The 21,012-nt window shown below is 62.8% G+C and carries 18 protein-coding genes; 10 read left to right on the forward strand and 8 right to left on the reverse strand.

Annotated features, from left to right (window positions below):
- Positions 1–24 precede the first annotated feature (24 nt).
- On the reverse strand, positions 25–1,335 hold the full coding sequence (locus D1012_RS14225; protein ID WP_118153463.1) for an RNA polymerase factor sigma-54: 1,311 nt from the start codon (positions 1,333–1,335) through the stop codon (positions 25–27).
- A gap of 936 nt (positions 1,336–2,271) precedes the next feature.
- Between D1012_RS14225 and ftsH the strand changes: the two genes are divergently transcribed.
- The 5 genes from ftsH (at position 2,272) to D1012_RS14250 (ending at position 10,467) form a co-directional block, all read left to right on the forward strand.
- Positions 2,272–4,191 (forward strand): ATP-dependent zinc metalloprotease FtsH, encoded by a 1,920-nt coding sequence (ftsH, locus tag D1012_RS14230; protein WP_118153466.1) that lies wholly within the window; start codon positions 2,272–2,274, stop codon positions 4,189–4,191.
- Positions 4,192–4,227: 36 nt separating this feature from the next.
- Positions 4,228–4,935, forward strand: a complete 708-nt coding sequence (locus D1012_RS14235; protein WP_118153469.1) for an ABC transporter ATP-binding protein — start codon at positions 4,228–4,230, stop codon at positions 4,933–4,935.
- Positions 4,929–7,295 carry an ABC transporter permease gene (locus tag D1012_RS14240; protein ID WP_199489514.1) on the forward strand — a complete coding sequence of 789 codons (2,367 nt, stop codon included), beginning with the start codon at positions 4,929–4,931 and terminating at the stop codon, positions 7,293–7,295. The genes D1012_RS14235 and D1012_RS14240 overlap by 7 nt, the downstream gene beginning before the upstream one ends.
- A gap of 3 nt (positions 7,296–7,298) precedes the next feature.
- A complete protein-coding gene (locus D1012_RS14245) occupies positions 7,299–8,486 on the forward strand; it encodes an efflux RND transporter periplasmic adaptor subunit (RefSeq protein ID WP_118153473.1) in 1,188 nt (395 codons plus the stop codon).
- Between the two features lie 406 nt (positions 8,487–8,892).
- Positions 8,893–10,467: a Na/Pi cotransporter family protein gene (locus D1012_RS14250; protein ID WP_118153476.1), complete on the forward strand. Its 1,575-nt coding sequence runs from the start codon at positions 8,893–8,895 to the stop codon at positions 10,465–10,467.
- 86 nt (positions 10,468–10,553) lie between these two features.
- On the opposite strand, the gene D1012_RS14255 is transcribed toward D1012_RS14250, so the two are convergent.
- The 7 genes from D1012_RS14255 to phnC form a co-directional block, all read right to left on the reverse strand.
- The gene (locus D1012_RS14255) at positions 10,554–10,970 is read right to left on the reverse strand and encodes a hypothetical protein (RefSeq protein WP_199489515.1); all 417 of its coding nucleotides are present in this window, start codon (positions 10,968–10,970) and stop codon (positions 10,554–10,556) included.
- A gap of 271 nt (positions 10,971–11,241) precedes the next feature.
- Positions 11,242–11,850 (reverse strand): DapH/DapD/GlmU-related protein, encoded by a 609-nt coding sequence (locus D1012_RS14265; RefSeq protein ID WP_118153485.1) that lies wholly within the window; start codon positions 11,848–11,850, stop codon positions 11,242–11,244.
- Positions 11,847–12,686 carry a transglutaminase-like domain-containing protein gene (locus D1012_RS14270; protein WP_158569354.1) on the reverse strand — a complete coding sequence of 280 codons (840 nt, stop codon included), beginning with the start codon at positions 12,684–12,686 and terminating at the stop codon, positions 11,847–11,849. The genes D1012_RS14265 and D1012_RS14270 overlap by 4 nt, the downstream gene beginning before the upstream one ends.
- Positions 12,686–13,552, reverse strand: coding sequence for a phosphonate ABC transporter, permease protein PhnE (phnE, locus tag D1012_RS14275; RefSeq protein ID WP_118153490.1), 867 nt, complete (start codon positions 13,550–13,552; stop codon positions 12,686–12,688). Before phnE (D1012_RS14275) ends, D1012_RS14270 begins: the two co-directional genes overlap by 1 nt.
- The gene (phnE, locus tag D1012_RS14280) at positions 13,549–14,451 is read right to left on the reverse strand and encodes a phosphonate ABC transporter, permease protein PhnE (protein ID WP_118153493.1); all 903 of its coding nucleotides are present in this window, start codon (positions 14,449–14,451) and stop codon (positions 13,549–13,551) included. Before phnE (D1012_RS14280) ends, phnE (D1012_RS14275) begins: the two co-directional genes overlap by 4 nt.
- A gap of 60 nt (positions 14,452–14,511) precedes the next feature.
- Positions 14,512–15,414 carry a phosphonate ABC transporter substrate-binding protein gene (gene phnD, locus D1012_RS14285; protein ID WP_118153496.1) on the reverse strand — a complete coding sequence of 301 codons (903 nt, stop codon included), beginning with the start codon at positions 15,412–15,414 and terminating at the stop codon, positions 14,512–14,514.
- Between the two features lie 25 nt (positions 15,415–15,439).
- Positions 15,440–16,243, reverse strand: coding sequence for a phosphonate ABC transporter ATP-binding protein (gene phnC, locus D1012_RS14290; RefSeq protein ID WP_233517133.1), 804 nt, complete (start codon positions 16,241–16,243; stop codon positions 15,440–15,442).
- A 427-nt stretch (positions 16,244–16,670) separates the two neighbouring features.
- On the opposite strand from phnC, the gene D1012_RS14295 reads away from it, so the two are divergent.
- From D1012_RS14295 to D1012_RS14315, 5 genes are read left to right on the forward strand one after another with little or no spacing between them, the layout of a single operon-like run.
- Positions 16,671–17,543: a phosphate/phosphite/phosphonate ABC transporter substrate-binding protein gene (locus D1012_RS14295; protein WP_118153502.1), complete on the forward strand. Its 873-nt coding sequence runs from the start codon at positions 16,671–16,673 to the stop codon at positions 17,541–17,543.
- A 4-nt stretch (positions 17,544–17,547) separates the two neighbouring features.
- Complete coding sequence (locus tag D1012_RS14300) at positions 17,548–18,342, forward strand: phosphonate ABC transporter ATP-binding protein (protein WP_199489516.1); 795 nt, start codon at positions 17,548–17,550, stop codon at positions 18,340–18,342.
- Positions 18,335–19,141, forward strand: a complete 807-nt coding sequence (gene phnE / locus D1012_RS14305) for a phosphonate ABC transporter, permease protein PhnE (protein WP_118153505.1) — start codon at positions 18,335–18,337, stop codon at positions 19,139–19,141. The genes D1012_RS14300 and phnE (D1012_RS14305) overlap by 8 nt, the downstream gene beginning before the upstream one ends.
- On the forward strand, positions 19,138–19,794 hold the full coding sequence (locus D1012_RS14310) for a class I SAM-dependent methyltransferase (RefSeq protein WP_118153508.1): 657 nt from the start codon (positions 19,138–19,140) through the stop codon (positions 19,792–19,794). The genes phnE (D1012_RS14305) and D1012_RS14310 overlap by 4 nt, the downstream gene beginning before the upstream one ends.
- Entirely contained in the window at positions 19,795–21,009 is a 1,215-nt protein-coding gene (locus tag D1012_RS14315; RefSeq protein WP_267897829.1) for an alpha-D-ribose 1-methylphosphonate 5-triphosphate diphosphatase, read from the forward strand. It abuts the gene before it with no gap.
- Positions 21,010–21,012 lie beyond the last annotated feature (3 nt).

A 21,012-nucleotide genomic window follows, 5' to 3' on the forward strand; every position in this document is an offset into this window, starting at 1 on the left:
ATTGCACGCGGCGTGGTTTGCACTTCACGCATCACGACGCACCGCTCTGGCAGGAATGCCAGCCAGTTTCCGATATTTCACCACGGTGCGGCGCGCCAAGGCCGCCCCTTCCGGCAACAAGAGCTTTGCCAAGGCTTCATCCGTCAACGGGTTGGCCGCATCTTCCTTGGCCACCAATGCGCGCATGAGGTCCAAGACCGCCTGAACCGAAAGCGGGCCTTCCTGTTGGCGCGCCGCCGGAGCAGAGGCACAAAGCAAGCTGCGCAAGCCGAGTGTCCGATTTGGCAGTGACAAAGTTAACGCAGCTGTGGCCCGGCTGACAGTGCTTCGATGCAACCCAGTGGCCGACGCGAGATCATTGATCGTCAGCGGCGCCAGCGGTGCGTGGCCGCGCAAAAAGGCATCCTGGCGCGTAATGATTTCAGTCGCGATCGTCAGCACCGTGGCATTCCGCCGCTCTACCGCCTGAATCAATGCGCGCGCCTCTCGCAAGGCGTGAATCGGCGTGTCCGTTCCGGACTCAAGGCGCAAAGCCGGAACCGTCTGGGCGTTCAACTCCAGGAGCCATCCATCGTCATCACGACGCAAAATCAGGTCGCACGGACGACCGACGACTGATGCTTCGGCAAAGGCGGCGCCGGGTTTCGGGTTCATCCGCCTCAATGTCCGGGTCATGTCGAGCACCATGTCATCACCGCACGCACAGGCAGCGGCCAAGGCTTCGGTCTCACCCGCAGCCAGAAGTGGCAGATTGCGCAGCAGGGCAGCAAAGGCGGGCGTCAGGCAGCCCTGTTCCTCGGCTTGCAGAGTCAGACATTCCGCAAGCGAACGCGCAAAAAGTCCGGTCGGCTCTGCCGCTTGCAACTGGCGCAAAACCAGTTCTGCGCGGGCCACCGAACAACCCGCATCTGCGGCGATCTCGGCAAGGCTCGCGGAAAGCCAGCCCGAAGGCTCCAAAGCGAGCAGGAAGCTTTGCGCTATCCTCCGATCTTCACGGTCCCGCACCAGAAGCGAAAGCTGGCTCTCCACATGCGCAATAAGCCCGGCATCGGACTGCGGAAGTCTTTCGGCATCAAACCCACCCGGTCCGAAGTGGACGTCGGGCGGCTGACAATGACGACCCGAGGTTGGCGGACTTATCTGACGGAGTAACGAAAACCAGTTATATGCTTCAGCTCCAACAACAACCTTCAGGACAGCACCCGTTTGCGCAAGATCCGCCAGCCGTGCCGAAAGCTCGGCATTGGACATCACCATAAAGCCAATGGCTTCGCGCAGAACCGGAGTGATCGCAAGCGACGTACGTTGCTTCAGCCCAAGGTCAATTCCAATCAAGTCAGGCTCCTTCTATGGTGTGTGCCCAGGAGCGCCAGAGTGCCGTCGCACTGCGCCGGGTCAAAAATTGCCACTACACCGGGTGGTCCGTGCCGGCATCTGGAGGATAGATCGCAACGCGAATTGATCTTACCCCGACCTCCACACTTTGACGATGCACATGAAGGAACAAGTCTCTTTGAGTTCCTCAGTGCCATCGCGAAACTGCAGCTTGCCACCAACCCGGTCAAGTGCGCGACAGGTCGCAGCAGGTGTCGCCCCGCGCATGGCGCAGTGCTCACAACGCAGGATGCACCTTGGTCTGGGAGGCTGGCGTCGTTCACTGTCAGGATATCGGTCAACTTGGCAGCCCCGTTTCATGGGTAACACGGCGAAGGGACAATTGGCATGCATTTCACCGAAGTCCGCCAGGATTCAGAACCATTGTTACCGGATTTTGTCGTCACTTCCTGAGACCTACTCACACACCGACGCGCCGCCGTTAGCTGCCTGACAGTCGTCAGACGGTAGCCAGTTGCGGATCTCAGTAGACTTCTCTTCTGGTCTCCATCGCCTAAAAGATGCGGACCATCTTATTGGCGAGCGCGATGGCGACAACCATCCGTGGTTTGCGCAACAGCATAGTATAAAGACAGGATCTTGGGGCTACGCCCTTCAGCTGACTGGTGCAATCAGAACCCTCCAGCCCAAAGAGTATTCCACTGGATCCAAGGCAATATTATTGCGTTGATTGGCACGAGCGCAGCCATGCCAGCGCTGTGGCAACGCGATGAGTCGGCGGTTTCCAGTCTGTCGTGCTGCGCATTCGAAATTTTCGTCAGCCCAATCTGATCTGCATCAAGGCCTTGGATACCGACACAAGCAATACTGGGACATTCACGCACGCCTGTTTCCGGGGTCGCCAATCATGCCCGGCACAGTGGATTGGGGCACCAGATGGGAAATCACGCAACACCGCCAGAACAACCAGAACCATTAAATCTGTCCCGTCTGGTATGGCCCCTGGTCTTCATGATGCTTGGGTTCCTGTTTCTTTCCATGCAGATGCCGCCGGGGACTTCGGCACCGTCCGAGGTCTCCTACAGCGAGATCAAAACCCTCATTCGCAGCGGTCAGGTGCGTGAGGCGACGCTGGAGGCGACAGCCATTGTCGCCACCCTTCACGGCCCGACCGCCGAGGGGACCAGCCGGGCGCGGGCCATCACTCCGCAGCAACCCGATGCCGGGCTGTTGCCGCTGCTTGAGGAGATGGGCGTGACCGTGACAGCCGAAGAACCGCGCGCGCCGTCGGTTCTGATCACGTTGCTGCCGTGGCTTTTGATCCTTGCATTCTATTTCTGGCTGAGCCGGAGGATGATGGGCGGCGGCATCGGAGGCATGGGCGGCGGCCTGCCGGGGGGTATCGGTGATCTTCTGGGTGGGCGGGCGGCCAAGCCGGTCAAACCCACGCGCAAGGTGACGTTTGCCGATGTCGCAGGTCAGGACGAGGCCAAGCGCGAGGTGTCAGAACTGGTCGAATTCCTGCGCGATCCGGACCGGTTTTCCAAAGTCGGCGCAACGGTGCCGCATGGGGTCTTGCTGATGGGTCCGCCCGGCACCGGCAAGACGCTGCTGGCCCGCGCGCTGGCGGGCGAGGCCGATGTGCCGTTCTTTTCCACCTCTGGTTCCGAGTTCATCGAGGTGTTCGTGGGCGTCGGCGCAGGCCGGGTGCGCAAGATGTTTGAGGAGGCGCGCAAGCAGTCGCCGTCGATCATCTTCATCGACGAGTTGGACAGCATCGGGCGCACGCGGGGAACCGGCCTTGGCGGTGGCCATGATGAGCGCGAACAGACCTTGAACCAGATCCTCGCGGAATTGGATGGCTTCAGCCCGCGCGAGGCAGTGGTGGTGCTGGCCGCCACCAACCGCCCCGATGTGCTGGACCCTGCCCTGCTGCGGCCTGGCCGGTTCGACCGACATGTGACGCTGGAATTGCCCGACAAGGGTGCGCGGCGGGCTATCCTGGATGTACATGTCAAAGATCTGCCGCTGCGCCATGACGTCGATCTGGATCAGGTCGCCGCAGGCACGCCGGGGTTTTCCGGGGCTGACCTTAAGAACCTGCTGAATGAGGCCGCGATCACGGCGGCCCGACGGTCGGCGGCAGACATTACCCCCGACGATCTAGATCAGGCGCGCGACAAGGTGATGATGGGCACGGTGCGCACCTTGGCGATCCAGCCGGACGAAAAGCACCGCCTTGCCGTGCATGAGGCCGGGCATACCGCCGTGGCCTTCTACAATCCCGGCGCCGATCCGATCTACAAGGTCACCATCATTCCGCGCGGGCGCAGCCTTGGCAGCACCCACATGCTGCCCGAACACGACCGCCACACCCTGCCCGAGGCCTATCTGCGGGTGCAACTGACCACGCTTCTGGCCGGGCGGGCGGCGGAGAAGCTGCTGCTCGGCTCGGTCAGTTCGGGGGCCGATGACGATATCCGCCGCGCCACCGTGCTGGCGCGCTCGATGGTGGCACGCTGGGGCATGGACCCCGACATCGGCCCGGTCGATCTGCGCGACAGCGAGGATCATCCGTTCCTCGGCCAGCAGATCGCCCAGCCGCGCAGTTTTTCGGATCAGACGGCCGCACGGGTGGATCAGGCGGTGATCACCCTGTTGCACGCGGCCGAAGCACAGGCATTACAGATCATCGAGACGCACCGCGACCAGATCGGACAGCTTGTCGCCCGGCTGGAGGCGGCTGAAACCCTTGATCTGCCGGCGATCCGGGAATGCCTTGGCCCCAATGAGACGGTCACCCCCTTCGTCAAAGGCCGGGCTGGACACAGACCGCCAACCCACAAAACCCGATAGGACTTTTGCGAACGGGAACAGCACAGAATAACGGCCATGTCCGAGACCATCTTTCACACCAAGGGCCTGACCAAGGTTTATCGCAGTGGCGCGCAGGAGGTGCATGCCCTGCGCGGGGTGGATTTTCGGGCGGCGCGGGGTGAATTCATCGTCATCCTTGGCCCGTCGGGGTCGGGAAAATCGACCTTCCTCAACATTGTCGGCGGGCTTGATACGGCAACGGCGGGTGAGGCGTGGTTCGAGGACCACCAGTTGACCACGCTGGATGAGCGCGGGCTGACGCAGTACCGCCGCGATCATGTGGGCTTCGTGTTCCAGTTCTACAATCTGGTGCCCAGCCTGACCGCGCGTGAAAACGTGGCGCTGGTGACCGAAATTGCCCGCCATCCGATGTCGCCCGATGATGCCCTGGCGTTGGTGGGTCTGACAGACCGCCGCGACCATTTCCCCGCGCAATTGTCTGGGGGTGAACAGCAGCGGGTTGCGATTGCCCGCGCCATTGCCAAGAACCCAGAGGTGTTGCTCTGCGACGAACCGACGGGCGCGCTGGATTCAGCCACGGGGATCAAGGTGCTGGAGGCCCTGGCCGAGGTGAACCGTCGTGTCGGTGCGACCACGCTGGTCATCACCCACAACGCCGCGATCCGTGAAATTGCCGACCGGGTTCTGCGCTTTGCCGATGGCAGGATCGTCGAGGAAACCGTCAACGCCACCAAGAAGAGCCCGGCGGAGGTGTCATGGTGATCTCGCCCCTGCGCCGCAAGGTGTTGCGCGATCTGCGCCGTCTTTGGGCACAGGTGCTGGCGATTGCGCTGGTGTTGGCGGCCGGGGTGGCGACGCTGATCCTTGGCAACGGGGCTTATTCCTCGCTCTATGAAACGCGGGCGCGTTATTATGACGACTACCGCTTTGCCGATATCTTTGCCGATGTGACCCGTGCACCGCGCGCCTTGCTGGGCGATATCCGCGAGATCGACAACGTGCTGGCCGCCGAGGCCCGGATCGTGAAGCTGGCACTGCTCGACATGCCGGCCATGGTGGAACCCGGCACGATGTTAATGGTCTCGTTGCCCGAGAAGGGCGGCCGGGGGCTGAACCTGTTGCATTTGCGGCAAGGTCGGTTGCCAGATCCGCAATCGGCGCGAGAGGTGGTGGTGTCGGAAGGCTTTGCCGCCGCTCACCGGCTGCGGCCCGGTGCGCCGCTGACGGTGCTGATGAACGGCCAGCGGCGTGATCTGCTGGTCACCGGCATCACCCTGTCGCCCGAGTTCATCTATGCGCTGGGACCGGGTGAAATGATGCCCGACCCGCGCCGCTTTGGCATCGCCTGGCTGCCACGCCCGGCGCTGGAAGCGGCCTTTGATCTTGAGGGTGCCTTTTCCAATGTGGTGCTGAAACTGGCGCCCGGTGCGTCGGTGGATCGCACGATCGAGGCGCTTGACCGGCTGACCGCGCCTTATGGCGGGGCCGGAGCGGTGGCGCGCAAAGATCAGATTTCGCATGCCTTTCTGGATGCCGAGCTGAAGCAACTGAGCGCCATGGTCAAGGTGCTGCCGCCGATCTTCCTTCTGGTCGCGGCGATGCTGGTGAACATCACCCTGTCACGTCTCATCACGCTGGAGCGTGAGCAGATCGGGCTGTTGAAGGCCATCGGCTATTCGTCGCGGGCCATCGCGCAGCATTATGTCGAGTTCGTGCTGGCAATCGCAGCACTGGGCATCGTCATTGGCATTTCTGCCGGCGTCTGGCTTGGGGTTGGTCTGGCACAACTTTATGCCCGCTTCTTTTCGTTCCCGTTCCTGATCTTTACCCGCGATCCCCAGATCTACGGGCTGGCGGCCGCTGTCACCGTGGCCGCTGCCGTGGCCGGGGCGCTGTTGGCCGTGCGTGTTGCCGTGGCCCTGCCACCCGCCGTGGCGATGTCGCCGCCTGCTCCGGCCGACTACCGGGCGCGGATGGGGGCCTTCCGTCGGCTGTTCGCCTTGCGCCAGACCGGGGTGATGGTCACGCGGCATCTGTTCCGCTGGCCGCTGCGGACCGCATCCGGCACCTTTGGCGTTGCCATGGCGGTGGCGATCCTTGTCGCCTCGCTGTGGTCCTTCGGGTCAATCAACCACATGATCGACGTCACCTTTACCCGCGCTGAACGGCATGATGCGCTGGTGGCCTTTGGCGCGCCCGAACCAGCGCGCGCGCTGTTTGCCGCCCGCCAGATGCCGGGCGTTCTGGCGGCAGAGCCGTTTCGCGCCGTGGCCGCCCGGATCAGCCACCGCGCCCTGTCGCGCAAGCTGTCGATCATGGGCAAGCCGGAAACACCCACACTGTCGCGCGTGCTGGCCCCCGATCTGCGCCCCATGGCGATGCCAGAGGCGGGGTTGATCCTGTCCGAAGCGCTGGCCGAAGCCTTGGCCGTTCGCCCCGGTGACCGCGTGACGGTCGAGTTTCTGGAAGGCGCGCGCCGCACGGTCACCCTGCCGGTGAGTGGCCTGTCGCTGGGCTATGTGGGTCTTGGAGCCGCGATGGAGATCACCGCGCTGAACCGGGTCATGGGCGAAGGGGCGTTGATCTCGGGGGTAGCCCTGCAGATCGACGAAACGGGACAAGAGGCGTTCTATGTTGCCGCAAAAACCACACCCAAGACCGGCTTTGTGGCGGTTACCGCCCTGACCGTGGCGCGCTTCAAGGAAACACTGGCGGAAAACATCACAGTGATGATCACCGTCTATGTCGGGCTGGCGGCAATCATCTCCGTTGGGGTGGTCTACAACTTTGCCCGCATTGCGCTGTCCGAACAGGGCCGTGAACTGGCCAGCCTGCGGGTGCTGGGGTTCACCCGTGGCGAGGTATCGGGCATCCTGTTCGGCGAATTGGCCACGGTTGTCCTGGCTGCGCAACCCGTCGGCTGGTTGTTCGGCTATGTCATCGCCTTTGGCATGGTCCAGGCCTTTTCGTCCGACCTTTACCGGGTGCCCTTTGTCATCGGACCCGAAGTCTATGTGACCGCCAGCCTGATCGTCTGTGTCGCCGCCCTGGCCTCGGCCTGGGCCATCCGGGGACGGATCAACAACCTCGACATGGTCGAGGTTCTGAAAACGAGGGAATGACCCATGCGCCGCCTGATCCTTGCGATTGCTGTTCTGGCCCTGATTGCCGGGATCGTCTGGGCCTTCCTGCCGCGGCCGGTCGAAGTCGAGGTGGCCAACGTTGCGCCACGCAATCTGGAAGTTGCGGTCCTCGAAGAGGGTGAGGCACGCATCCGCGAAGTGTTCACCATCTCGGCCACGATCGGCGGCAAGCTACGGCGGATCGACCTGCATGCCGGTGACCCGGTCTATGCCCAAAAGACCGTGGTGGCGGTGATCGGCCCGGCGGCCCCTGCCCTGCTGGATTCGCGCGCGCGCAGCGTGGCAGAGGCGACCAGATCGGCCGCACAATCTGCCGTCGATCTGGCGGCAGCACAGGTGGCGCAAGCCGAGGCTGCGCTGGAGTTCAAAACCGCAGAGGCCGACCGGTCCCGCGCGCTATTTGAAAGGGCGGCCATCTCGCAGCGGGTGCTGGACGCCACCATTTTGGAACAAAGAACCGCCCAGGCTGCCATTGACAGCGCCAGGGCCAATCTCGCAGTGCGTCAGCGCGAGTTGGAAAGTGCCGAGGCCGTTCTTGGCACTGGCGATCCCTACGGTGCCGAAGCCTGCTGCGTGGATATCATCGCCCCGGTTTCGGGGCGGGTTCTGCGGGTGCTGACCGAAAACGAACAGGTGGTGCAGCCCGGCACCCCGATCATGGAGATCGGCAATCCCGGCAACCTTGAGATCACGGTGGACCTGCTGTCGCGCGATGCCGTGCGGGTGCGCGAGGGATCCGAGGCGCAGATCACCGGCTGGGGCGGCGCGCCCATAACGGCGCGGGTCGAGCGTATCGAACCTTCAGCCAGAACCAGGGTGTCGGCGCTTGGCATTGACGAGCAGCGGGTCAGGGTGATCCTGACCCTACGCGGGAATCCGGCGGATTGGCAGCTTCTGGGCCACGGTTTCCGCGTTATCGCCCACATCAACCTTTGGAAAGGCGATGGTGTGCTGTCGATCCCGGTGGGTGCCCTGTTCCGCGACGGGTCTGACTGGGCAACCTATGCTGTACAGGACGGGCGCGCGCTATTGCAGATCATCACCCTGGGTGAACGCAACGAGAGCTTTGCGCAGGTCCTGTCCGGAGTGAAGGCGGGCGATCAGGTGATCCTGCACCCCAGTGATCTTGTCGCGGATGGCGTGGCCGTCAGCCTTCAGTCCGACAGGTAGGCTACTCGCGCGCCCTTTCACAGACCATCGCGATGAACACTCTGGTCGTGCTGAAGACCTTCCACCTTTACTTCATTCCAACATTCACGGGACCTCGCTGACCTGGAAGCGGTCAAGGGAACGCAAACCGTCTGGACGGGGGGCGTCGCAGTCACTGCCGCACCGTTTGCCGTTGCCTACGTGCCGCCGTTGCAAGCTATACTGAGCACCGCATCTGTCCCGCTGATGGACGGAGTGCTCGTTGTCGTTGTCGGCATCGGCGCGGCCTTCTTCGCGCTGATCGAAATCAAAAAGCAGAACCGGCTCGGGTTGGGGGGATGAACAGGATGGCCGCATTCCGGACGTGGACGCCAATGGCGAGAAAGCCCGGATTGCAAAGCGAAAACGCCTGCGGCAAGGTTGCTCCATGACGGGTGGCATACTTGGGTTTCTGGGCGGAATTGGACTCTTCCTGTTCGGGATGGAGACGTTGACTGCAGCACTGCGGTCGCTTGCCGGTGAGGGGTTGCGGCGCTGGTTGTTGCGCGTGACATCCAGCCCTTTGCGCGGCGTGCTGACCGGGGCAGGCATTACCGCTGTCGTCCAGTCCTCAACGGCCGTCACGGTGATGACCATTGGCTTTGTCGGCGCCGGGTTGATCAGCTTTTCGCAATCGCTGGGCGTGATCTATGGCGCCAACATCGGGACGACTGTGACCGGCTGGATCATCATGCTGGTCGGGGTGAAGCTTAAGCTGGGAGTCGTTGCTCTGCCCGTTTTGTTCGTCGCGTCCTTGATGGGGATCCTTGGTGAGGGCCAGTTGGCAAGGCTGGGCCGGATGCTGGCAGGGCTATCGCTGCTTTTCATAGGGCTGGACCTGATGCAGGCCGCTTCGGCGGGGGTCGAGGACTTTGTGCCACTCGACTGGCTGCCTGGGGACACCTGGGCCGGACGGCTGGCGATGGCTGCGATTGGACTGGTCCTTGTCGCGATCATGCAAAGCTCATCTGCCGGGATTGCGCTGACCCTTGTCCTGCTGGGATCGGGCACGCTGAGCTTTGGTCAGGCGGCGGCGATGGTGGTAGGCATGAACATGGGCACCACCCTGACGGGGTTTCTGGCCAGTCTGGGTGGCGGCAGCGAGATGCTGCGGGCAGCCCTTGCCAACCTGCTGTTCAACTTCATCTCGGCCCTGCTTGCGTTTTCGCTGCTCAACCTGCTGGCACCGCTCTTGCACAACCCGGTGACCGGGCCAGATGATCAGACAGCACTGGTCTTGTTCCACACCGCATTGAATGTGTTGGGAGCAGCCTTGTTTCTGCCGTTGACTAAACCCTTTGGAGCGCTGGTGACCTGGCTGGTGCCAGACCGGCCGGTTACACTGGCCATGGCGCTGGACCCGCAGCTTCTGGCAGACAGCGGCACCGCGCTGGATGCCGCCGCGCGCACGGCCACGGCCATCACCGAGGCCATCGGACAGGCGTTGCAGGCCGCACTGGCCCCGCAAGACGCGCGCGATCTGCGCCCCTTGGCCGCGCTGCCCAACAAGGTGGAGCCCGCGCGCAAGGCGCTGGAGACCTGGCTTTCACGACTTCATTTGCCACCAGACCGGCCAGAGCTGCTTAACCGGATGGCAGCGCTGATGCATCTGACCGACCATATCACCCGGTTGACCTCGCGAAGCGAAGAGTTGGACCGTATCGCTCATCTGGCCGACAGTCCACGACTTGCCCGACCTGCTCGGGCCATTGCCGCAGCCCTGGCCAAGCAGCGCAAGGTCGGTCAGGCCGCCCGGCTGTTTGCTCGCATTCGGGGTTTTGCCCTGCGGCACCGACGCGGGGCGCTGTTGCGCGAACATGCCGGCATGATCAGCCCGGTGGAGGTCTTTCGCGAAACCGACGCTCTGCGCTGGGTCGACCGGGTCGCCGAACATGCCGAACGGCTCGCCCATTACGAGGCGCAGGCGGCGGGCCCGCAGATGAACTCTGTGCGCCCAGCTTGAGGTATAAATCGCAGAGTAAGTTCCGCCGACCCGCTGGGCCCCTGGGTAGCTTGGGCAGGAAGGGGGCGATCTGCATGGGTTACCGATCACGCCCGCCTGGTAGCCGCGAAAGCCACGACCAGGGCATCCATCACCGCTTGAAGCCTTGGTTCCATATCCAGCCCGGCCAAGACAGCCTGCTCCACATGGGCGGGATGGATGAAGACCGTAACCGCGTCGCGAACCACACCGGCAGCGGCGTCGAGGTCAGGGACAAGGAACTCGCCCCGTGATACCCCATCGTTCAACACCTGCCGCACAAGCTCGGTCATGCGTCGCGCATAGTCGGCAACGAGGTCGGGGCGCTCCGTCACGATCCGGCGGTAGAGGCCGTGGATCTCCGGGTCATCCCCCAGCTTGGCGCGTTTGCTGCGATGGAGCGCCAGGACGAGACCGCGCAACCTGTCGCCTGCAGAACCATCGGCGATCACGAAACGGGCCGCCAGTTCGGCCTCCTCATCCATGGTCCGTGCAGCCAAGGCGTCGAAGATATCTGCCTTGGACCGAAAGTGCCGGTAGATCGCCGAATGTGACAGATGCTGCGACTGATCGGCAAGGATTTCACCATCGATATAAGCCGCGCGCGAGAAGAACTAGGCTACGCTCCAGTGATATCGCCGGCTGATGGTAGAACACCGCACCGCCTGCCGTCCCGATCAAAAGAGCCAGGGCAATCCGAGGCAGGGTCTCCATCGTGGGTGTTCCGACTGTATTGCGGGGGTGGGGCCGCAGGGTTCAGCGATACTTTTCGATGAAGGCGTCAATGTCCATCACCCGGATATCGGGCAGGGCAGCCTTCAGTGCCGCGTGATCCCAATCCCACCAGGCAATGGCATGAAGCACTTCGGCCTGCGGGGCAGCGAACCGCCATTTCAGGTGCCGCGCGGGAACACCGCCGACGATCTCATAGGGGGCCACATCCTTGGAGACGACGGCGCCAGCACCGATGACCGCGCCAGAGCCCACGGTCACGCCGGGAAGGATGGTGACGCCGTGGCCAATCCAGACATCGTGACCGATGGTGACCCAGTGGTCGCGGCGCCACTGGAAGAAGGCGTCGTCATCCTCGCCCAGGCCGAACTGCGCGGCGCGGTAGGTGAAGTGGTGCTGGGCCGCCCGCCAGGTCGCATGGTTGCCCGGATTGATCCGTGCGCCCTCGGCGATGGAGCAGAACTTTCCGATGGTGGACCAGACCACGTTGCCGCCACGCACGATGTAGGAATAGTCGCCAAAGGTGACCTCGCGCATGGTTACATGCGCCATGACCTCTGTCCATTTGCCCAAAGCGCAATCAACCAGCGTGGCGGTTTCGTGGACGTTGGGTGCTTCTGTCAGGAGTTTCACGGCATCACGCTGTCAAGTTGGGGTCGCAGCGGGCCTGCCGGGATGTCTGGGTGCTGCAACCGGATCATCCGGGTCGGGACATAGCGGTGGGGTGCTTCGGCCAAGACCGGCTCGGCCAGAAGTTTGATCATGCCGCCTCCCGGCATCGTCAGCCCGAGGCTGTGGGACAGCGCCGCGCGAAAGCCGGGCTTGGGGTTCAGACCCGGCGCGATGTCACGCGTGCCCATCTTCAGGTGGTGGGCGATGTCCCATTCCTGCACCCCCTCTGCCGTCCGGGTCACGATCCAGCAATGGCCATCGCGGCACCAGTCGCCCTTCTCTGCCGGAAAGAACGCCCCGGCGATGTAGCCCGCCTCGACGCCCGCAGCGCGAAGGGCAGCAAGGAAGTACATGTTGATATCGACGCAGGATCCCGCCGCACGGTCGCAGCCCAAGGCTGGCAGGCTATCGTCATGCCCGTCGTAGAACCGTTTGTCAGGGTGGCCGTAGTCGAACTTTTGCGCCACGGCGCGGGCGATTTGGCTCGGCCCGGTGCCAAGATCTGCAACTTCGGCCAGCAAGCTGGCGGCTGCGCGGGTGTAGCGGGAGGAGGAAGGACGGAAGATCGCCTCGGGGTAGGCGGTCGGTTTTCCGTCAAACGTAAAGCGCAACTTCAACGGCCCACCCTCGGGCGCGATGCGGGCGAAGCTCTGGCCCGTCTGAGCTTCGGTCCACCACCGGACCTGCCCGCCAGAAACGCTAAGGCCCAGCGCGCGCGACAAGGGGGTGTCCAGACCGGCGGGAGCGATGAATTCTGCGCGGGGGTCGTCCAGCATCATTTCGACCGTGTAACCCATCACCTTGCACCCTCCCACGTGCCGATGAAGCGTGCGCGGATCAGGCCCGAGAGCCAGTCGATCAGATAGACCATGGCGATGATCAGGAAGATGATCGACCATGCCTCGTCCCAGCGATAGGCACCGATCCGGTCGGCGAGGAGGAACCCAATCCCCCCTGCCCCGACGATGCCAAGGATTGTCCCCGACCGGACGTTGGATTCGAAATTGTAAAGCGTGATCGACAAAAGCACGGGCCAGACCTGCGGCAACACAGCAAAGCGGAGCGACTGCGTGCGACTGCCCCCGGATGCCACCACGCCATCCACCGATTTGTTCGACGTGTTCTCGATCGCTTCGGCATACAGCTTGGCCAGCACCCCGATTTCACCAACAGCAATGGCCAGCACGCCTGCCAGCGGCCCAAGGCCGAAGGCCCGGATGAAAATCAGCGCAAGGATCAGGGTTTCAAACGCGCGGATGATGTCGAACCCGCGCCGCACGGTGAAGCGCAGTAACGGAAGGCGGTTGATATTCTTGGCCCCCAGAAAGCACAGCGGAAAGGCAAAGACCGCGCCCAGAAGCGTGCCCAGAAAGGCCATCGACAAGGTTTCGCCCAGACCTTTAAGGATGTCGGAAAATTCCTGCCAGGTGGTCCAGACATGGGGCGGGAACATGAAGGATAGCACGCGGCCCAGACGACCAAGCCCCTCCCAGATGCGGAAAGGGGAAAAGTCGAAAGCATAAAGGCACCAGCCGAACAGCAGCGCAAATCCGGCCCAAAGGGCGATGCGGCGAAGGCGGACTGGCAGGGGCGCGCGGAACGCCAGCGGGTGCTCGGCGCGGGCACGTTCGATATCGTCGGCGTGAACGCTTTGCGGGGTCATGTGGCGGCTCCGATCCCGATGACGCGGTGGCGCAGAGCCTCGGACGCGCGGTCGATGACGATGACGGTGACAAGGATGATGACGAACAGCGCAGAGAGGTCGGTGTATTCCTGATAGGACATTGCTGTGCGGAACTCCTGCCCCAGCCCCCCGGCACCGACATAACCGATGATGGACGAGGCGCGGACGTTGATCTCGAACCGCAAAAGCGTATAGCTTAGCACGTTGGGCAGAACCTGCGGCACGGCCCCATAGCGGATCATGTCGAACCACGACCCACCCGCAGCCTTGACCCCGTCAAGCGGCCGCATGTCGATGTTTTCATTCGCTTCCGAATAAAGCTTACCCAAAGCGCCAGCGGTGTGCAGCCCGATGGCCAGCACCCCGGCCAAAGGCCCGACGCCAAAGCAGAACACGAAGATCAGCGCGAAGACCAGTTCCGGAACCGTCCGGGCGATTTCCAGATACCGGCGCGACAGCCACAGGACCCAGCCGTTGGGCGCAAGGTTGCGCGCGGCGGGAAATGACAAAAGGAACCCGCCGACGACGCCAAAGACCGTCGCCATAAAGGCGATCAGCACCGTTTCCAGCAACAACTTGGCCCAGATTTGCCAGCGCCCGAACCAGACCGCAAGATCGCTGCCCAAGGTGGCCCATGACAGGTCTGGAATTGTCTTTGCGAGGTATTCGCCCAAGCGCGGCAGACCAGCACCAATCACCCAGCGCTCGGCGCGGCTGCCATCGGCAAGGGTAACTTGCGTGATCTTGAAAAAGTTAGAGGCTTCGGCCGTCAGCAGGAACAGCACGGCAAGCACGACGGTGACGCTCACAAAGGTCAGCCGCGCCTTGCGGCGGTGCTGCGCATAGTCGCGCTCGAAGGCAAGGATGGCGGTGGACATTCAGGGCTCCCCGAAAAGTGGCGGGCGAGCCACTGGCCCGCCCGCATTTGGCATCGGGGATCAGCTGCGGCGGTTGGCTTTGAACCAGTTGCGCATGTCGATCAGGATTTGGTACTGTTCATGCGTCACGGGAACATAAGCCTTGGATGTCGAGGCTTCGCCGCCGCTGACCTGCTTGAACACCTCTGGCGCGTCGGTCGGCATGGCCATCATGACCTTCTTCATGTCTTCGATCAGCCCGGCGGGCAGGTTGGTCCGCGCGGTGAACGGGCTTGCCATGATCAGAGGGCTGGTCCAGACGATGCAGACATCGCCCTCCTTGATCATGTCCTTGGACACCATGCGCTGAATGTTTCCGGCGGTTTCATTGGTCCAGTGCGTTGCGGCACCGTCAAACTGGCCGTTGACCACACCCATGATCCCGGCTTCGTGGCTGCCCGAGAACGGAACGGCACCGAAGAATTCTTCGGGAACATAACCCTGCGCATGCAGGTTATAGTAGGGAACGGTATAGCCCGATGCGCTGTCAGGATCTGCAAAGGCCATGGTCTTGCCCTTCAGATCGTCGATGGTGTTGTATCCGGCATCGCAGCGGGTGGCGACCACGCTGTAATAGCCGACCGAGTCATCATTCTGCTGAGAAGTGAACAACGGCACCACACCGCCGTTGGTTTCTGTCCAAGCAGCGGCATAGGCTGATGGCCCAAGCCATGAGAATTCGATCTGGCCGGCGGCAAGCGCCTGAACAACACCGTCATAATTGCCGGCGCTGAAAATCTCGATGTCGACGCCAAGCTTTTCTTTCAGATAGGCAACCATCGGTTCATAACGCGCGATCCGGTCGGCCTCATTCTCGCCCGACAGAATGCCAAAGCGAACGATGCGGTAATCTGTCTTCCAGTCTTGAGCAACGGCGGGCAATGCCGTCAGGGCGATCAGGGCAGTGGTGGCAAGCAAACGCATGGTAGGACTCCATCTTTGAGGAAATTCAGGCAGTCTCGCGGAGGCGATGGGGGATGGCAGCGGTAGATGTGACAGCCTCGTTGAACTCGGTCAGGCCATCGCTGCCGTAAATGTCGCGCACGACATCGTTGGTCAGTTGCCGGGGGGTGCCGTCAAAGAACACCCGGCCATCGCGCATCGCTATGATGCGATGGCAATAGGCGCGTGCGGTATCAAGTGTGTGCAGGTTGACCAGCACAGTGATGCCGTCGTCGCGGTTGATGCTGCGCAGGGCCTCCATCACCCGAGTGGCGTTGCCGGGATCAAGGCTGGCAATCGGTTCATCCGCCAGCATGATGCGCGGGTTCTGCACCAGCGCGCGGGCGATGGCCACACGCTGCTGTTGCCCACCCGACAGCGTACCTGCACGCTGCAACGCCTGAGGCGCAAGCTCCAGCCTGTCAAGCGCACGAATGGCCAGCGTGCGCTCGGCATCTGAAAAGCGCATCGCCATCGACGACAGAAAGCCGTGATCCGCCAGCCGACCGACCAACACGTTCGTCAGAACGTCCATCCGTTCCACCAGATTGAACTGCTGGAAGATCATCGCGCAATCGCGCCGCCATTGCCGAAGGGCGCGGCCCCTCAACGCGGTGACATCGGTTCCGCCAAAGGTTACCCGGCCCGACGTCGGGTCGATCAGCCGGTTAATCAAGCGCAACAGCGTGGATTTCCCCGCCCCCGATCGACCGATCACGCCCACGAATTCACCCGGGCGGATATCCAGCGTGACATTGTCCACCGCGCGGGTGGTGTTGAACGTGCGGCCAAGGCCAGCAAGAGAGAGCATGTGTTTTTCCATGCTCAAGGTCTGCCAGCGCAGTGCGACAGGCCAACATCATCCGAATGAATATTTCGACTCGGAATCTTGACCGTTGCGTAACGACAGAAATCTGAACCTTTAGGTTTCAGACACTTGGCCAAGATGGCCTGTTTTTCCCCAGCGAAATCTGCCGGACACACCTTTGCTCGGGCGGAAATGCACTTCTGCCATGCCCTTTTTGCCGTTCAAAAACGCTTGGCGCCGAAAAGGGTCGGCGTGCAGGCAAAAGTCCTTTCGCCAAACCAAAGCCTTCCGAAATCCCCCTTGCCATGCGGGACGAGGGCCGTCGCAAAAGCGTCATGCGCGCGTCGGGTTAAATTCACACAGGCATCGCAGCGGCGTTACCGGCCACACCTAGAAATTCGTTCGAACAACTTCATACCGGAGGACCATAATGTCGCTCAAGTCGCTCATGATCGGGACGGCGCTTGCCGCTGTCAGTGCAACCGCCGCCTTTGCCGAGACCTGGAACATTGCCGTCACGGATGTCGAAGGGCTGGAGCGTCTGCAGGCCGAGTGGGGGCCGTTCAAAACCGCCCTCGAAGCGGCCACCGGCGAGACCTTCGATTTCTTCCCGGTGTCTTCGCGCACCGCCGCTGCCGAGGCACTGCGTGGCGAGACGGTTGATTTCGTCATCACTGGCCCGGCAGAATACATTGTCATTAACACGCTGACGGAAGCGACTCCGCTGATCGGCTTTGGCCGCCCCGACTATCGCTGCGCCATCATTGTGCGTGCCGATGCGGGCATCGACACTATGTCCGGGTTGAAAGGTCAAAAGGTCGCTTTCGGCGACATCGGGTCCACCTCGAACATGCTGTGCCCGATGCAGTTGATGGCTGACTATGGTGTCAGCCCGGTCACCGACATCGAAGCCGTGCACACCGCCCGCAACATCGCCCATGAGGCGCTGAAGGCAGGCGACGTGGCCGCCATCGGGATCAATGAGGGGTCGTGGATTTCCTCGGCCCGTGACAAGGACACCTCGGTTCCCTACGGCTTCTTCAAGGTTCTGGCGCGGTCGGGCGATCTGCCCAACGACATGCTGCTGGCCGGTGCCCATGTCCCCGCCGAAGTGCAGGCGATGGTCCGCGACAAGATCATCGGCAACAAGGCCGAGATCATCACTGCGATCACCACGCATGAAGAAAATGGCAAGTATCTGGGCATGGACCTCGTGACGATCGAAGACGCAAGCTATGACGTGGTGCGCTCGATGTATACCTCGGCAGGCTATCCGCAGTTCGACAAGTTCCTAGGGGAATGATCCGGTGCCGCTTGACCGGCCCGGCCTTCGGCGGGGTGTAACCCAAGGCGGTCTGCAGGTTCTTGACCTGCAGGCCAAAGAACTGGCCAAACGCTTTGGCTCGGGTGCTCCCGTGTTCTCTGGCCTTGAGTTCAGCATTACTCAGGGCGATTGCGTGGCGCTTGTCGGGGCCAATGGGACCGGCAAATCCACGCTACTGCGCTGCTGTCTGGGGCTGATCGCCCCGGACGCGGGCGAGGTTTCGCTGCTGGGTGAAAAGCTGACCGATCTTGGCGGTGCCGCACGCCGTGCCTTGCGGGCGCGGACCGGGCTGGTCGGGCAGAAACACAATCTGGTGCCGCGTCTGTCGGTGCTTTCCAATGTCATCCACGGCCTTCTGGGCCGCCATTCCGGGCCGCGCTACTGGATGCAAGGTTTGGCTCCGGCCGAGGCGCGTACCGCAGCGATGGCTACCTTGACCAAGGTCGGGCTGGCCGACCTCGCTCTGCGGCGGGCGGATCAGCTTTCGGGCGGGCAAAGTCAGCGGGTGGCGATTGCTCGCGCGCTGGTCGGCAACCCGCGATTTCTGGTGGCGGACGAACCCTGCGCCTCGCTCGACCCACAGGCGGGCGAAGAGGTGATGGCGCTGTTCATGTCGCTGGTGAAGCGTGAAGGCGTTACGGTCCTGTTCACCTCGCACAACGTCCAGCACGCTCTTTCCTATGGCGACCGCATCCTTGGCTTGCAGGGCGGGCGAATTGCCATTGATGCGGCATCAGCCGACGTGACACCCAAGGAAATGGCGCAACTCTATGCATAACCCGTCGCACCCCCTGCCCCACCGCTTTGCCCGTCCGGGTGGCCTTGGCTTTGTCAGCTATGTCGTCGTGGCGCTGGTGGTCCTTTGGTCGCTGGAAGGTGCGGGCTGGTCGATGGACCGGCTTTTGTCCTCACCGCCAAAACTGGCCGACTTCTTTTCGCGCGCCTGGCCGCCATCAACCCATAATCTCGACCGGCTGGCGTGGAAGATGGTGGAAACCTTGCAGATCGCCGTGGCCGGTGCGGCGATTGGCATTGTCCTGTCGCTGCCGATTGCCCTGTTGGCCGCCCGCAATGTGCTGGTCGGGCGCGGCATCAACCAAGTGGTGCGCGTGCTTCTGGGTTTCATCCGCGCGGTGCCGGATCTGGCCTGGGCGCTGGTGTTTGTGGTAGCGGTCGGCCTTGGTCCCTTTGCGGGGATGCTGGCCATCGCCATCGACACCATCGGCTTTTGCGGCCGCTTTTTTGCCGATGACATGGAAAACACCGACCCCGGCCCGGCCGAGGCGCTGACCGCCACCGGGGCCAAGCGTATCGACATTGCCGCCAGCGCGATCATCCCGGCCGCCATGCCCGCCTTCATTTCCACATCCCTATTCGGGCTGGAAAAGGCGGTGCGATCCTCGACCATCCTTGGCCTTGTCGGCGCGGGCGGCATCGGGATCGAGCTGAAGGTGGGCTTTGACCTTTTCGATTACCCGACCGCCCTGACCGTGATCCTGATGATTGCTGTGGTGGTCATTGGGGTGGAACAAATCGGCGCGGTCCTGCGCCAGAAGATCATAGGAACAGCACGATGAAGACCGATACCGCACATGCCTACTGGGGCACGGAATGGGCCAAGGCCGATGGCACCTCGAAATGGGAACGCCCCGAAGCCGAGGTGATGGATTTTGCTGAAAACCTGCCACCGGGTGCGGCAGTGCTGGACCTTGGTGCAGGCGTGGGGCGTCATGCTCTGGCCCTTGCGCGGCAGGGCTTTGCCGTGTCAGCCCTTGACGCCGCCCCCGAAGGGATCGCCGAGATCACCCGCATCGCCGGGGCCGAGGGCCTTGCCGTTGACGCCCGCATCGGCATGATGACCGACCTGCCCTTTGACGACGGGCTGTTCGACCATGTGCTATCGTGGAACGTGATCTACCATGGGGATGAGGTGGTGCTGCGCGAGTCCATCGCCGAGATTGCCCGCGTCCTGAAACCCGGCGGCACTTTCCTTGGCACCATGCTTTCGGCACGTCGTGTGCCCGTCGAATTGGCCAAGGCTCCGGGGCGCGAAATCTCGCGCAATACTTGGGTGTTTGAAGGTCCGGGCGACAAGATCCACCCGCATTACTTCTGCAACGGGCGCGATCTGCTGGAATTGTTTTCCGCCTTCGAGGTCTGCCGTCTGGAAGACCGCGAGCATGAGACGCCCGGATCATGGCATTGGCATCTGGTGCTGGAGCGTCTGTAAGTGGAAGCGATCGTCATTGAAGGGGCGTCGGTTGTTCTGCCCGACATGGTGGCGCAGGTTTCAGTGCGCGTGGAAAACGGCGAAATCGCGGCTATCGATGGCCCGCGCGACGGCGCTCGGGTGATTGACGGGCGCGGCATGATCCTTGCGCCAGCCATGGTCGACATCCACGGGGATGCGTTTGAACGCCAGCTGATGCCCCGCCCCGGCGTGATGATCCCGACCGAGGCCGCTTTGCTGGAAACCGACCGGCAACTGGCGGCCAACGGCATCGCGACCGCCTATCATGCCCTGACACTCAGCTGGGAGCCTGGCCTGCGCTCGGTCGCCATCGGTCAAGAGGTGGTCGCGGCACTTGCCGCGCTTGCCCCCCGTCTAACCGTTGAAAACCGGGTGCAACTGCGGTGGGAGACCTTCTGCTTCGAGGCGTTGCCGCTGATTGATGCTGCCCTTGCGGGGCCGTTGCTGCCAGCGCTGGCCTTCAACGACCATACGACGATGGGTATGCTGCACCCCTCCGTAGCGATGCAGGACCGGCCCTTTGACCACGACCCCGGCTTTCCCGTGGTTGACATGGACAGCCCCGGTTTTGCCGCGAAGATGGAAAGCCGTGCCAAGCGGTCGGGGATGGAGATCTCGGCGTTCATCGGCCTGATGCGCGACATCTGGAAGCGCCGCCTGGATGTTCCGGCGGTCATTGCCGAGGCTGGCAGAAAGGCAGGAGCGGTTTGCGCCCCAATGCTTAGCCACGATGACAGCCAGCCCAAAACGCGCGACTACTATCGCGGCCATGGCGCGCGGATTTCGGAATTCCCGATGAACATGGCCGTGGCCCGGTCCGCGCGTGAGGCAGGCGACTGGATCGTGTTCGGTGCCCCGAACGCGGCACGCGGCGGCAGTCACCTAGGGTCACCCGGGGCGGCGGATATGGTGGCGGCCGGGCTGTGCGATATTCTTGCGTCAGACTACTACTACCCCGCGATGCTTGCCGCCGTGGCACGGTTGCAGGCCGACGGGATCGGCCATTTGCCCGATCTGTGGAAGCTGGTCGCAGGCAATCCCGCAGCAGCGCTTGGCCTTGCCGACCGTGGCGAAATCGCAGTTTGTCGCCGGGCGGATCTGGTGCTTCTGGACTGGCCCGAAGGCCACACGCCGGTTGTGCGGCACTGCCTGGTCAACGGCCGTGCCGCCTATGGCGCGATTGCTGCGGGCTAGGTC

Origin of the sequence: Pseudotabrizicola alkalilacus, assembly GCF_003443995.1 — a bacterium.
Classification (GTDB): Bacteria; Pseudomonadota; Alphaproteobacteria; order Rhodobacterales; family Rhodobacteraceae; genus Pseudotabrizicola; species Pseudotabrizicola alkalilacus.

Excerpts from the sequence above, each read along its gene's own strand:
- ftsH (WP_118153466.1), top strand. The coding sequence starts at position 2,272 with ATGGGAAATCACGCAACACCGCCAGAACAACCAGAACCATTAAATCTG.
- D1012_RS14235 (WP_118153469.1), top strand. The coding sequence starts at position 4,228 with ATGTCCGAGACCATCTTTCACACCAAGGGCCTGACCAAGGTTTATCGC.
- D1012_RS14240 (WP_199489514.1), top strand. The coding sequence starts at position 4,929 with ATGGTGATCTCGCCCCTGCGCCGCAAGGTGTTGCGCGATCTGCGCCGT.
- D1012_RS14245 (WP_118153473.1), top strand. The coding sequence starts at position 7,299 with ATGCGCCGCCTGATCCTTGCGATTGCTGTTCTGGCCCTGATTGCCGGG.
- D1012_RS14250 (WP_118153476.1), top strand. The coding sequence starts at position 8,893 with ATGACGGGTGGCATACTTGGGTTTCTGGGCGGAATTGGACTCTTCCTG.
- D1012_RS14255 (WP_199489515.1), bottom strand. The coding sequence starts at position 10,970 with ATGGATGAGGAGGCCGAACTGGCGGCCCGTTTCGTGATCGCCGATGGT.
- D1012_RS14270 (WP_158569354.1), bottom strand. The coding sequence starts at position 12,686 with ATGGGTTACACGGTCGAAATGATGCTGGACGACCCCCGCGCAGAATTC.
- phnE (WP_118153490.1), bottom strand. The coding sequence starts at position 13,552 with ATGACCCCGCAAAGCGTTCACGCCGACGATATCGAACGTGCCCGCGCC.
- phnE (WP_118153493.1), bottom strand. The coding sequence starts at position 14,451 with ATGTCCACCGCCATCCTTGCCTTCGAGCGCGACTATGCGCAGCACCGC.
- phnD (WP_118153496.1), bottom strand. The coding sequence starts at position 15,414 with ATGCGTTTGCTTGCCACCACTGCCCTGATCGCCCTGACGGCATTGCCC.
- phnC (WP_233517133.1), bottom strand. The coding sequence starts at position 16,243 with ATGCTCTCTCTTGCTGGCCTTGGCCGCACGTTCAACACCACCCGCGCG.
- D1012_RS14295 (WP_118153502.1), top strand. The coding sequence starts at position 16,671 with ATGTCGCTCAAGTCGCTCATGATCGGGACGGCGCTTGCCGCTGTCAGT.
- phnE (WP_118153505.1), top strand. The coding sequence starts at position 18,335 with ATGCATAACCCGTCGCACCCCCTGCCCCACCGCTTTGCCCGTCCGGGT.
- D1012_RS14310 (WP_118153508.1), top strand. The coding sequence starts at position 19,138 with ATGAAGACCGATACCGCACATGCCTACTGGGGCACGGAATGGGCCAAG.